At 65.5% G+C, this 12973-nt stretch carries 12 protein-coding genes; 3 read left to right on the top strand and 9 right to left on the bottom strand.

The window, feature by feature from the left end; all coding sequences use genetic code 11:
* Positions 1-18: 18 nt before the first annotated feature.
* Positions 19-504 (bottom strand): ureidoglycolate lyase, encoded by a 486-nt coding sequence (locus tag S58_RS23350; protein WP_015667837.1) that lies wholly within the window; start codon positions 502-504, stop codon positions 19-21.
* 12 nt (positions 505-516) lie between these two features.
* On the bottom strand, positions 517-1218 hold the full coding sequence (gene rpe / locus S58_RS23345; RefSeq protein ID WP_015667836.1) for a ribulose-phosphate 3-epimerase: 702 nt from the start codon (positions 1216-1218) through the stop codon (positions 517-519).
* A 230-nt stretch (positions 1219-1448) separates the two neighbouring features.
* On the opposite strand from rpe, the gene S58_RS23340 reads away from it, so the two are divergent.
* On the top strand, positions 1449-2225 hold the full coding sequence (locus S58_RS23340) for an EF-hand domain-containing protein (protein ID WP_015667835.1): 777 nt from the start codon (positions 1449-1451) through the stop codon (positions 2223-2225).
* Between the two features lie 2 nt (positions 2226-2227).
* Here the strand turns inward: S58_RS23340 and S58_RS23335 are convergent, their stop codons facing one another.
* Both S58_RS23335 and S58_RS23330 read right to left on the bottom strand, forming a co-directional pair.
* Positions 2228-3226, bottom strand: coding sequence for a P1 family peptidase (locus S58_RS23335; protein WP_015667834.1), 999 nt, complete (start codon positions 3224-3226; stop codon positions 2228-2230).
* A gap of 171 nt (positions 3227-3397) precedes the next feature.
* Complete coding sequence (locus tag S58_RS23330; protein ID WP_042340164.1) at positions 3398-6172, bottom strand: PAS domain S-box protein; 2775 nt, start codon at positions 6170-6172, stop codon at positions 3398-3400.
* A 249-nt stretch (positions 6173-6421) separates the two neighbouring features.
* Here S58_RS23330 and S58_RS23325 point away from each other — a divergent pair, with 249 nt between their 5' ends.
* Positions 6422-6826 carry a response regulator gene (locus S58_RS23325; protein ID WP_042340163.1) on the top strand — a complete coding sequence of 135 codons (405 nt, stop codon included), beginning with the start codon at positions 6422-6424 and terminating at the stop codon, positions 6824-6826.
* 226 nt (positions 6827-7052) lie between these two features.
* Here S58_RS23325 and S58_RS23320 read toward each other — a convergent pair whose 3' ends face one another.
* The 5 genes from S58_RS23320 to S58_RS23300 form a co-directional block, all read right to left on the bottom strand.
* Entirely contained in the window at positions 7053-8171 is a 1119-nt protein-coding gene (locus tag S58_RS23320; protein WP_042340162.1) for a branched-chain amino acid ABC transporter substrate-binding protein, read from the bottom strand.
* 319 nt (positions 8172-8490) lie between these two features.
* Positions 8491-9222: an ABC transporter ATP-binding protein gene (locus tag S58_RS23315; protein WP_015667830.1), complete on the bottom strand. Its 732-nt coding sequence runs from the start codon at positions 9220-9222 to the stop codon at positions 8491-8493.
* A complete protein-coding gene (locus S58_RS23310) occupies positions 9219-10052 on the bottom strand; it encodes an ABC transporter ATP-binding protein (RefSeq protein WP_015667829.1) in 834 nt (277 codons plus the stop codon). The genes S58_RS23315 and S58_RS23310 overlap by 4 nt, the downstream gene beginning before the upstream one ends.
* Complete coding sequence (gene livM / locus S58_RS23305) at positions 10049-11377, bottom strand: high-affinity branched-chain amino acid ABC transporter permease LivM (protein WP_015667828.1); 1329 nt, start codon at positions 11375-11377, stop codon at positions 10049-10051. Before livM ends, S58_RS23310 begins: the two co-directional genes overlap by 4 nt.
* Before the next feature lie 13 nt (positions 11378-11390).
* The gene (locus S58_RS23300) at positions 11391-12308 is read right to left on the bottom strand and encodes an ABC transporter permease subunit (RefSeq protein ID WP_015667827.1); all 918 of its coding nucleotides are present in this window, start codon (positions 12306-12308) and stop codon (positions 11391-11393) included.
* 332 nt (positions 12309-12640) lie between these two features.
* On the opposite strand from S58_RS23300, the gene S58_RS38690 reads away from it, so the two are divergent.
* On the top strand, positions 12641-12790 hold the full coding sequence (locus S58_RS38690) for a hypothetical protein (protein WP_015667825.1): 150 nt from the start codon (positions 12641-12643) through the stop codon (positions 12788-12790).
* Positions 12791-12973 lie beyond the last annotated feature (183 nt).

The raw sequence follows: 12973 nt of genomic DNA, 5'->3' as shown, positions 1-12973 counted from the left end.
TCGCCCGCGCGCCACCATTCAAAGGATGCTCAAAAACAGCGGCTGCTCCAGCCACAGCTCCTCGAGATTGTCGGCGCTGATGCGGTCGACCACCATGAAGCGTGAGGCTTCATCGAACACCAAGAGCGGATGGTGCCAGACGTTGCGGGCGTAGTTCACGCCCTGGCGGCCGCTCGCGGCAAAGGCGCAATAGCTCGCGGCATCGCGCGGGTCGTCGCATACCACGACCAGCCAGGGCCGGTCCTGCAGCGGCATGAACAGCTGGCTGCCGAGCGGATGCCGCTCCATCAGCTTGATCTCGATCGGGAGCGGCCGCGGCTTGGCCTCGAACAGGCTGATGTTCACGGCCGCGCCGCCCGACGTCACGTCGATGACGGCAAGGCCGTTGCAGCGGCGGGCAAAGCCCTGGTTGATCTCGATCGGCGCGGCGCCATCGGTCTCGACGACGTCGCCGAAGCGGGCGAAGGTCGCTTTGGTCAGCGGCTGCGGCGTGAGCCTTTGCATTGCCTGCCGTGCTCAGATCGCTTCGCCGCGCGCGGACGCGGCAGCGTCGCGGATCGCGGCGATGTTGCTGCGATAGGCCTCTGTCGTGCCGCCCTTGAACACGGCCGAGCCGGCGACGAAGGCGTTGGCGCCGGCGGCGGCGAGCGCGCCGGCATTGTCGCGGCCGACGCCGCCATCAACCTCGACGTCGATGGGCCGGCCAGCCGTCATCGCGCGCAGATCCTGGATCTTGCCGATCGCCGAGGGAATGAAGGCCTGGCCGCCGAAGCCGGGATTGACCGACATGATCAGCACGAGGTCGACGAGGTCGAGCACGTATTCCAGCACGCTGAGTGGGGTCGACGGGTTGAGCGAGACGCCGGCCTTCTTGCCAAGCGCGCGGATCGCCTGCAGCGAGCGATGCAGATGCGGGCCAGCCTCGGCGTGCACGGTGATATGGTCGCAGCCGGCCTTGGCGAAGGCCTCGAGATAGGGATCGCACGGCGTGATCATCAGATGCGCGTCGAAGATCTTGGTCGTATGCGGGCGCAGCGCCTTGATGACGTCGGGGCCGTAGGAAATGTTCGGCACGAAATGGCCGTCCATGACGTCGAGATGGATCCAGTCGGCGCCGGCGGCATCGACGGCGCGAACCTCCTCGCCGAGCTTGGAGAAATCCGACGCCAGGATCGAAGGCGCGATGACGAGCGGACGCGGCGTGAAGGACTGGGTCATGGGCAGCTTGTTCCAGTGCGATCGGGGATGTCGCCGTATCATGCAGGGGCCGGTCCGGCAACGCGAGCGGGAAAAATCTGCCGGGCGCGGCACGAACTGCCGGGTTCAGGCGTCAGCAACGTGGCGAAATATCCGGACATATCAGCGGTTTGGCGCTGGCACGGCGATTGCGAGGGAAGGCGCAGGATTGGTTTCGCCGCCGCTCATAGCGGCCTTCTCGGAGTTGCGCCATGTGGGGTCTTGCACTGGGGGCCGCGTCGTCGGTCCTGGATGGACTGCAGTCGCTGGGATCCACCAAGTCCGGTTCCGGCAAATCGGGCAATTCCGGCGGCGGCCTGTTCAGTCTGAACGGCGGCGGCTCGAGCAGCTCGGGCAATTTCAGCCCGTGGTCGAGCTCCGGCAGCAGCAGCTCCGGGCAGATCGCGCCGGAGACGATGAACGCGCTGCTGGCGGCGCAGAGCCAGTCCGGCACGTCGTCGAGCGCGAGTTCGACGGCCAACCCGTTGCAGGATCTGTTCTCGCAGATCGACGGCGATGGTGACGGGCAGATCACGAAGTCCGAGTTCGAGACTGCGCTCGGCGCCGGCGGCACCAACCTCGCCAATGCCGACAAGGTATTCGGCAAGCTCGATACCAATGCCGACGGCAATGTCAGCATGGATGAGCTGACATCGGCGCTGAAGGGCGCGGGCAGCGGTCGCGGTCATCATCACCATCAGGCCGGCTCGGGCGGGTCCGGCAGCTCCGGCAGTTCGTCCGGAGCGGGGGCGGATGCGCTGATGCAAGCGCTGTCGGGCGCGTCGAGCTCCTCGTCCACCAACAGCGACGGCTCGACCACGACCACGATCACCTACGCCGACGGCTCCAAGGTGACCCTGAACACGCCGGCGGCGACGACGTCCTCGAACGCCGCGACCTCGTCCTACAACATGATCGAGAAGCTGATCCAGCGTCAGTCCCAGATGCTGTCGGCCTCGACGTCTCCACCGACCGCGGTGAGCGCGTAAGCTCAGCTGCCGAAGCGATCCTGCCAGGACGGCAGCGCGCCGGCGAACGGCAGCGGCCTCGCGTGGTAGACGCCGCGGGCGATGGCCCGCGCCAGCACATTGGCCGCGACCATGCCGAGTTCGCTCAGTTCGACCAGCGGTTCGATCGGCTTGGCGCAGGTGGCGGCCGCGAACACGATGTCGCCGTCGAGCGGCAGGTGCACCGGATAGATCGCCCGCGCCATGCCGGTCTGCGCCATCATCGCGAGCCGCTTGGCCTGCGCCTTGGTCAGGATGGCATCGGTCACGACCAGGGTGATCGTCGTATTCTCGGACGCTGAGGCTGCCGGGCCGCCCTTGATGCGCATCGCCAGCATGTCCGGCGTGAAGCTGGCCGGCAGGCCGCGACTGCCGAACTCGCCATCCATCTCGTAAGGCGCGGCCCAGAACCAGGGGCCGTCGCCGACGGTGACGCTGCCGACCGCATTGACGACGGCGATCGCGGCCACCTTGATGCCGCCTCGCGTCGTCGCCGACGCCGAGCCGAGCCCGCCCTGGAGATTGGCCGTGGTGGCACCCAGCCCGGCGCCGACGCTGCCGAGCGCGAAGGTCGTGTCGGCGGCGGCCGCGGCCGCATAGCCGAGCTCACGATAGGGCGCGTAGCGGCCCCAGGCCTTGTTGCCACCGTTCAGCAGGTCGAACATGATCGCGCCGGGCACGATCGGGATCAGCGCGTCACGTATGGCGAAGCCGCGGCCCCGTTCCGCCAGCCAGGCCTGGATGCCGCTCGCAGCCTCCAGCCCGAAGGCCGAGCCGCCCGACAGCGCAATGCCGTCGATCCGTTCCACCGTGTTCACGGGATCGAGCAGCGCATCCTCGCGCACCCCGGGTCCGCCGCCGCGGATGTCGATCGCGGCGACCACGGGCTGATCGAACAGGATCGCGGTCACGCCCGAAGCCAGTGCCGCATCATCGGCGTGTCCGACGCGCACGCCTGCGATGTCGGTAAGGAGGTTCTGCACGGTCGCCCTCGGCTGCAGGGGATGATGCCGGATGGATAGCGCGCCCGGCGCGGGGGCTCAATGTCTTGGCGCGCGGACCCTGTCGCCCGGATGAGAGCGCAGCGACATCCGGGATCTCACGCGCTGTCTCGGTGAACCCGGATATCGCTGCGCTCATCCGGGCTACGCGCTTCACCGCTCCAGCGCGATGCGGATCATGCGGGCGAGTTCCGGCTTGCGATAGGGCTTGGGCAGCAGGAGCACGCCGGCGTCGAGGCGGCCGTGGTGCACGATGGCGTTCTCGGTATAGCCGGATGTGAACAGCGTTCGCAGCGAAGGCCGGAGCACGCGCGCAGCGTCGGCAAGCTGCCGGCCGTTCATCGCCCCGGGCATGATGACGTCGGTGAACAGCAGGTCGATCTCCGGATGGCGCTCCAGCACGTCGAGCGCCTCGGCGGCGTTGGCGGCCGCCAAGGTCGTGTAGCCGAGGCTCACCACCTGCGTGACGACGTGCTGGCGGACCAGCGGATCGTCCTCGACGATCAGGATCGTCTCGTCGCCGCCGGTCGTGTCCGGCGCTTGCTGGCCCGTCGATGCCGTCGGAGCGGCCGCCGAGCGAGGCAGATAGAGCTTGATCGAGGTGCCGTGACCGACCTCGCTGTAGATCTTGATGTGGCCGCCGGACTGCTTGACGAAACCGAACACCATGCTGAGGCCGAGCCCGGTGCCTTTGCCGACGCCCTTGGTGGAGAAGAACGGATCGAACACCTTCTCCAGATAGGCCGGCGGGATGCCGCAGCCGGTGTCGCTCACCGCGATCATCACGTAGTCGCCGACGACGACCTCGGCGTTGGCGTCGGCATAGTCCTGATCGAGCGCGACGTTCGCCGTCTCCAGCGTGAGCTTGCCGCCTTGCGGCATGGCATCGCGTGCATTGAGCGCGAGATTGACGATCGAGGTGGCGAGCTGGTTCGGATCGGCCAGCGCGGTGCATGGATCGGTGCTGAGAACGCGCTCGATCTCGATGTGCTCGCCGAGCGTTGGGCGCAGCAGCGCGGCGGTTTCGTTCATCAGCGCATTGACGTCGAAATCGGTCGGCTGCAGTGGCTGCTTGCGGGCAAAGGCCAGCAGCTGGCGCGTGAGTTGAGCGCCGCGATCGGCGGAATCGTCGATCAGCTTGGCGATCGATGCGAGCTCCGGCCGCTCGGCAACGGCGTCGGCGAGGATGCCGATGCTGCCGGTGATGACGGTGAGAATGTTGTTGAAGTCGTGGGCGACGCCACCGGTGAGGTGGCCGACCGCCTCCATCTTCTGCGCCTGGCGGAACTGCGCCTCGGCGGCGCGCTTCTCGGTGAGATCGCGGCCGATGAAGAAGTGGCGCTGCACCGGTTCCGACCAGCTCGCCATCCAGTTCAGGACGACGCCGCGGCCCTCCTTGTGCAGCAGCTGCGCCTCGAAATTGCGGATGTCGCGGCCGCCGCGGCAGTCGCGCATCTGGCTGCGCACGGCTTCGAGCTCGGGCGGATAGACGAAGTCGCTGGCGTTGCGGCCGGCCATCTCCTCGGGCCGGTAGCCGAGCACAGCGAGCGAGCTCGGGCTGACTTGCATCAGCTGGCCGTAGGAGTCGGCGATCAGGATCAGATCCTGCGAGGTCTCGAAGATGCGCCGCCGTTCCTCGGTTTCCCGGGTCAGAGCGCTGCGGGTGCGCTTGCTCTCGGTGATGTCGCGCGCGACCTTCGAAGCGCCGATCACGGTGCCGCGCGCATCGAGGATCGGAGAGATGCTGAGCGACACTTCGATCTCGTGGCCGTCCTTGTGACGGCGCACCGTCTCGTGATGCTCGATCTTCTCGCCGCTGCCGATCCGCTCCAGGATGCCATCGACCTCGCAGCGCCGCTCGGAGGGCACGATCAGACCGATGTCGTTGCCGAGCGCCTCGTCAGCGCCATATCCGAACAGCTGCTCGGCGGCCCGGTTCCAGGACGTGATCTTGCCGTGCAGAGTCAGCGTGATGACGGCGTCGCTGGAGGATTCCACGACGGCGCTGAACAGCCGCTCGCGCGCGATGAAGCGGGCGCGCTCGGTTTCATTCTGCCGGCGCTGCTGCTGGAGCAGGCGCGTGAGCCTCGCCTGCAGGCCGACATTGTCGGCGAGCAGCACGCCGAGCACGAAGCTCGCCGCCAGCAGGCCGTAAATGCGCCCGGCATAGTAGCCGAGATCGAACCTCGCGGCATTGAGCAGCGAGGCCAGGGAGAGATCGAACAACCAGGCGCACAGCACCACCATGACCCAAAGGTCGAGAATGGTATGCGGCCGGCGCCACGCCAGCACAACGAGGGCGGCCGACGTCACGCACCAGATGGCGCCGACGACGACCTTCAAGGCCGGCGTCGCGGCGCCGTCACTGACGAGCGCGGGCAGCGACGTATCATAGGCGATTGCGGTCCAGATCAGCGCCGCAAGCCCAATCGCAACGCCCGAAATGGCGAGCAACAGCGGCGCCGCGACAGCGTCGACTGATGTGGGCCGGTCGCGCCTGTGCAGCGCATAGGCCAGGACGAACAGCGGGAACCCGACGTGCCAGATCATGTAGATCCAGACCGCGCTCTGCGGTCCGGCGCCGAGCAGGCCGGTCGGCGAGTAGAGGCCGGGAAACACGAGCGTGTGCAGCAAGGCGGCGGGCGCAGTGAACAGGTAGCCGGACGCAAGCCAGAGCAGCGCGCGCGAGCGCAGCAGCACGAACTGGGAAAACAGCAGGAACGCCGTCATCAGATCGTTCAGCGCCAAGGCGGACTGGTAGCTCGCGATGAACGCCGGGACGGCCGGCAGTTGCACCTTGGCAAAGGGAGCGGCGGCGGCAAAAAGCACAGCGGACATTGCAACCGCAGCGAGTGCTGCGAGTTGATCTCGGCGCTTTGCGGTAGAGGTCGATAGAAGTACTTCGCTTGTGTCCTCGATGCTCTGCATCTCCGAAATCCTGTGCGCGAGGCATCAACGTGCTGAAGCGTGCGTGGTCGCTACCGTCGCGCGAAAAATTCAATTATTCTAATAATGGTTGTATTATACCGCTTAAAACGTTCTGTAGAAAAGCTGTTTTGTCGAATGAGTCGTGAGTTGGAGTAACTGCACCTTTACCGCGGTCGGGATAAATATACCCGTAGTTGTACCCGATTCCTTCTTATGTTGTAGGCTGTCCAACAAAAATTCCTGGAGAGGTTGATGCGGATCCTGGTGGTCGACGATCAGAAGGATGTGCGCGCCATGATCAGCATGGTGCTGCGCGTCAATCAGTTCGACGTGGTCGAAGCGGGAACCGCGACGGCGGGGTTGCAACTGTTCCGCGAGCAGGCCTTCGACGCCGCGATCGTCGACATCTATCTCGAAGAGTCGAACGGCCTCGATCTGGTCAGCGGTCTGCGTGCGCTGATGCCTGATCTTCCGGTCGTCGCCGTATCCGGCATGAGCGCGTTCGACGGCGCCGCGATGTCGGACGAGTTGACCCGCGTGGTCTACCTGCAGAAGCCGTTCCGTCCGGCCGAACTGATGCATGCGGTGGAACTGGCTCGTACGGCCGTGAAGGACAACAAGAGTGCGGCGTCGCTCTCGGCCTGCGCGGGGTAAATCGTTTCGCAGCTGCAGGGATGGGCGAGGGGACTGCCGCGCTCTCTCTCCGATCCAACTATCGATGGTGCCGTGCGCCCCACCTTGCTGATGAGGTCATTGATCGAGTGGGCACGCTGCTCGCCTTCAGCCAACGCATAAAGCCCCAAAGCAACGCTCTCAGCAAAACGCCCCGGTCATGGACCGGGGCGTTTTCATGTCGATGATGATCGATCAGGATCCTTGATCAGGAGCCCTTGCCGCCGAGCTCGGCATAGCTGCCCTTGGCGTCCCACTTGTAGACGACGTAGTCGATCTGCTTGATGTCGCCCTTGGCGTCGAAGCCGAGCTTGCCCAGCACCGTGTCCCACTCGCCGGCCTTGATGGTGTCCATCACCTTCTTGGCGTCGGTGGTGTTGGCCTTCTTCACGGCCTGCGACCACACCTGGATCGCGGCGTAGGTGTACAGGGTGTAGCCTTCCGGATCGATGTTCTTGGCCTTGAACTTGTCGACGATCGCCTTCGCGGTCGGCTTGTTGCGCGGCTCGGGGCCGAAGGTGAACAGCGTGCCCTCCGCGGCCGGGCCGGTGATCGAGGCGAATTCCTTGTCATTCATCGCATCGCCCGCCATCAGGATGGTCTTGAGACCCTGATCGCGCATCTGACGCAGGATCAGGCCGGCTTCCTGATGATAGCCGCCGACATAGACGAGGTCGATGTTCTCACGCTTCAGGCGCGACACGATCGCGTTGAAGTCCTTGTCGCCCTTGTTGTACGACTCGAACATCTTCTCGGTGACGCCGGCCTTGTTGAGCGCCTTCTTGGTCTCGTCGGCGAGACCCTTGCCGTAGGTGGTCTTGTCGTTGAGGATCGCGATGTTCTTGCCCTTGAAGTTCTTCGCGATGTAGTTGGCGGCGACGAGGCCCTGCTGATCGTCGCGGCCGCAGACGCGCGCCACGTTCCACAGCTTGCGCTCGGTGAACAGCGGATTGGTCGAGGCCGGCGTGATCTGCAGGACGTTGCTGTCGGCATAGGCCTCGGAGGCCGGGATCGACGATGACGAGCAGAAATGGCCGGCAACGAACGGAATGCCGGAACCGGCGAGCTTCTCGGCGACCGAACGCGCCTGCTTCGGATCGCAGGCATCGTCACCGACCTGCAGAGCGAGCTTCTTGCCGAGCACGCCGCCGGCGGCATTGAGGTCGGCAACCGCCATCTCGGCGCCGTTCTGCATCTGACGGCCGAAGGCCGATTCACTGCCGGTCATGGGGCCGGCGACGGCGATGTTGATGTCTTCGGCGAGAGCGGCGGTCGAGAGCGCCAGCGATGCGCCCAGAGCCAGGCCGATGAGTTTGAGTGGTTTCATGAGAAATCCTCGCGGGGGGTAGTCGACACGGAACAGCCCGAACGGCGGGCTGCAGACCGCGCGCATTGTGGCTGATTTTCCGCCGAAGTCACCGGCAAATTTCACGGCCGACAGTGTGAGGTTTCCGAAGTTCGTATCAGATCGCCGCACGTTCTTTCGCGACCTTCGGGGACGAACAGCGCCGGCAACGCCTTGATTCCAGTGCCGCTTCGAAGTTGAAACTTCGATGACAAGCACGCAGGGCAGGCTGATCGAAACGGCGAATTCACCGCACTAGACGAAGGGCTAAGGCAATTATGGCCGAGCCTTCGCGGGCCGCTCAGTGGCGACCGCCCTCGAGATAGGCTGCGCGGATCTCCGGCCGTTGCAGCAGTTCGGCGCCGGTGCCCGACAGCGTGATCAGGCCGTTCACCAGCACGTAGCCGCGATGCGCGAGCTTCAGCGCATGGTTGGCATTCTGCTCGACGATCAGGACGGTCAGCCCGTCCTGCCTGTTGAGCGTCCGAATGGCGTCGAAGATCTGGCGGGCGATCAGCGGCGCGAGGCCGAGCGAAGGCTCATCGAGAAGCAGCAGACGCGGCCGGCTCATCAGCGCGCGCCCGATCGCCAGCATCTGCTGCTCGCCGCCGGACAGCGTGCCGCCGCGCTGATCGATGCGTTCCTTCAGGCGGGGGAACAGCGCGAGCACGCGCTCCAGGCTGACGGCGCGCTCGGCCTCCGTGGAGCCGCCCGCGTCGGCGCCCATCTGCAGATTTTCGGCGACGCTCATGCGCGGGAAGACGCGACGCCCCTCCGGCGACTGCGCAATGCGCAGCCGTGCGATCTGATGCGTCGGCACCTGGGTGATGTCGTTGCCGTCATAGATGATGTGGCCGGAGCTTGCGCGCGGGCGGCCGAAGATCGACATCATCAACGTCGATTTGCCGGCGCCGTTGGCGCCGATCAGTGCGACGATCTCGCCGGCCGTGATGTCGAGATCAACACCCTTGAGCGCTTCGATCTTGCCGTAGGAGGCGCGCAGGCTGTGGATCGAGAGGAGAGAAGCGCTCACGCCTCGGCCTCCATCACAGCAGCGGCTTCCTCTTCGTCGGTGCCGAGATAGGCCGCGATGACCTTGGGGTCGTCGCGGATGTCGCGTGGCGTGCCTTCCGCGATCTTGACGCCGTAGTCCATCACGATGATCCGGTCCGAGATTTCCATCACGACGCTCATGTCGTGCTCGATCAGGAGGATCGACGTGCCGTGGTCCGCCCGGATCGACAGCAGCAGCTCGCTCAAGGCGCCGCTCTCGCGAGCGTTGAGCCCCGCGGCCGGCTCGTCGAGGCAGAGCAGAGCGGGAGTGGTGCACATCGCCCGCGCGATCTCCAGCCGCCGCTGGTCGCCATAAGCGAGATTGCCGGCAGCTTCATCGGCGCGATCGATCAGCCCGACGCGTTTCAGCCAGAACACGGCCGCATCGATCGCGCTCCGCTCGGCTGCGCGCCAGGAGGGCACGCCCAGCAGCCCCAGCAGCGTGAGCCCGGACGCGCGCATCAGCGCGTTGTGCTGCGCGACCATCAGGTTCTCGAGCGCCGTCATGCCTGGAAACAGGCGGATGTTCTGGAACGTGCGCGCGACCTTGGCCTGCTTCGAGATGTTGAAGTCCTTCAGCTTCTGCATCTCGAACTGCGTGCCGTCGTCATGGGTCAGGCGGATGACGCCGGAGGTCGGCTTGTAGAAGCCGGTGATGCAGTTGAACACGGTGGTCTTGCCGGCGCCGTTGGGGCCGATCAGCGCGGTGATCTGCTCGCGGCCCGCGGTGAACGACAACGCGTTGACGGCGACGATGCCGCCGAAGCGCATGGTGAGATTTTCGAGCGCGAGGATAGGGGCGGAGTTCATCCGTGGCCTTCCTTGACGAGGTCCGACGAGATGGCCTCGGACTTCTCGAGAAAAACGGTCGGCGCGCGATGGCCGACGATGCCGCGCGGGCGCCAGATCATCACCAGCACCATGGCGAGACCGAACACCAGCATGCGGTACACTTCGAGGCTTCTGAACAGCTCGAAGCCGCCGATCATGGCGAGCGCCGCCAGTGCTACGCCGAGCTGGGATCCCATGCCACCGAGCACGACGATGGCGAGCACCAGCGCCGATTCCTGGAAGGTGAAGGATTCCGGACTGATGAAGCCCTGGCGCGTTGCGAAGAAGGCGCCGGCGAAGCCGCCGAACATGGCGCCGGTCGCAAACGCCGTCAGCTTGGTCGTGGTGGTGTTGATGCCGAGCGCGCGACAGGCGACCTCGTCCTCGCGCAGCGCCTCCCAGGCGCGGCCGATCGGCAGACGGCGCAGCCGGATCGTGACCCAGTTGGTGAGCAGCGCCAGCGCCAGGATCAGATAGAACAGGAAGACGATGCGATGCGTCGGCGAGAACGGAATGCCGAGCAGGGCGGCAAGACCGTCGGGGCCGGGGGTCAGCGGAATCCCGAACAGGGTCGGACGCGGGATCCCGGAGACGCCGTTGGGACCACCGGTCACCTCCTGCCAGTTGATCAGCACGAGGCGGATGATCTCGCCGAAGGCGAGCGTCACGATCGCCAGATAGTCGCCGCGCAGGCGCAGCACGGGGAAGCCGAGCAGCACGCCCCAGAACGCGGCGAGAATGCCGGCGAGCGGCAGGCACACCCAGAATGACAGGCCGAACGTGGTCGACAGCAGCCCGTAGGAATAGGCGCCCACCGCGTAGAAGGCGACGTAGCCGAGGTCGAGCAGGCCGGCGAGACCGACCACGACATTGAGCCCCCAGCCCAGCATCACGTAGGTGAGAACCAGAATGCCGAGATCCAGAATGTAGCGCTGATTGTAGAAGATCACCGGCACGAGGAGCGCGAAGATCAGCAGCGCCGGCGCGAGGTAGCGCCCGGCAACGGACAGCCCGCTCCGGACCGATTGCGGCACGAAGCTGCCGACGCCGCGACGCGGCCCGAGCCACATTCGCAACAACTCGACAACGATCGAGCCTACGAACACCGCGAAGACGAGCCCGGCGAGTTCGTTGAAGCGCGTCCAGTAGACGAGCTGGCCGCTCTGGCCCGCTTCGGTGCGGATGCCGATCATGAGCGAGAACAGGCCGAGCGCCACCAGCGCGCTGAGGAAGGCCTTCCTGAGGATGAATGCGACTCCGACCGGTTCGGAGCCTTTCGAGGAAGCGGGAATTGACGCGCTCACACGGGCTCCGTCGTCAGACTTTTTCAACTTCCGGCCGGCCGAGCAGGCCGGTCGGCAGGAAGATCAGCACCACGATGAGGATCGAGAACGCCGCGACGTCCTTGTACTCCACCGAGAAATAGGCCGACCAGAACGTCTCGATCAACCCGATCGCGAGGCCGCCGAGCATGGCGCCCGGCAGCGAGCCGATGCCGCCGAGCACCGCCGCCGTGAACGCCTTGATGCCCGCGACGAAGCCCATGAAGAAATCGACCAGGCCGTAATATAGCAGGTACATCATGCCGGCGACGGCGGCGAGTGCGGCACCGATCACGAAGGTCATCGAGATGGTGCGGTCGACGTCGACGCCGAGCAGCGCCGCCATGGTCTGGTCCTGCTCGCAGGCGCGCATGTCGCGGCCGAGCCGGGTGCGCGACACCAGCCAGGTGAACAGCAGGAGCAGCACGATGGTGGTGATCACAACCACGATCTGGACGTTGGAGAGCTGCACCACGAAGCCGCTGGCGCCCTCGTGCAGCGTGTAGCCGCCGGTGATGATCGGCGGCACCGGCTTGACGCGCGCGCCCTGCGAGACCTGCGAATAGTTGGTGAGCACGAACGACATGCCAATGGCCGACAGCATCGGCGCGAGGCGGAACGAGTGCCGCAGCGGACGGTAGGCAATGCGCTCCACCGTCCAGCCATAGAGCGCCGTGATCGCCATCGAGACCAGGAGCACGATCAGCAGAATGACCGGAACCACGGTCAGGCCCATCGACACCAGGATCAGGAAGGAGATCAGTGCGATGAATCCGCCGATCATGAAGATGTCGCCATGGGCGAAATTGATCATGCCGACGATGCCATAGACCATCGTATAACCGATGGCGATCAGGCCGTAGATCGAGCCCAGGACGAGGCCGTTGATGAGCTGCTGCGCAAAATAATCCATGGACTGCCGATAGTGAGACTGCCGAGAGTGAGACTGCCGATAGTGGTTCGCAACGCGGCGGGGGCCTGCGGGACAAGCACTCACCTCATTCGTGAGGCCGAGCAGCTGTGCACCGAAGGCGATGCGCGGCGCAATACCTAACAGGTAGGAACCGGCTGCGGCAACAGCGTGCACTGCCGCAATTGCGGGCTTATCCCGCCTGGTTTGATGGCGAAGTTCCGTTGCCACCATTGCGCCGGGCCATTGCCACGAATGATCGGTTGGGATGCCAGGCAGCGCATCAGCCCGTTCCCGCGTTGGTTGTCTTGTTACCTCTTTGACGGGAGACGCACATGAGCAGCCTGACGGACAAGAACCAGGGCCATCAGAACCCGGGGCAGAATCAGCAAGGGCAGACCCAGGGCAAGCCGATCCAGCAGCGGGGCGGCGGCAGGCGACCGCCCGGTGGGCAGGCGCAGGAGGAGGCCCCGGAGAAGCGCTAGCGGTGCGACATCGCGGCCGGATGGGGGAGGGAGGGCACATCAGCGCCCTCTGCAGCCCCTCCGCCGCAGGTCCGGGACGGGTACCCTGAGGCTCCGGGCGCCCTGTTAAGGTAAACAAAGGGTTTAAATTGCCGGCTGCATTTGCCGCGCGTTAGCTCGTCTTGAACTCGCCGGACGGGCGGG

This window comes from Bradyrhizobium oligotrophicum S58 (assembly GCF_000344805.1).
GTDB classification, from domain to species: Bacteria; Pseudomonadota; Alphaproteobacteria; order Rhizobiales; family Xanthobacteraceae; genus Bradyrhizobium; species Bradyrhizobium oligotrophicum.
The sequence above is the reverse complement of the archived record's forward strand: the minus strand, read 5'-3'. Positions and strand labels throughout refer to the sequence as shown.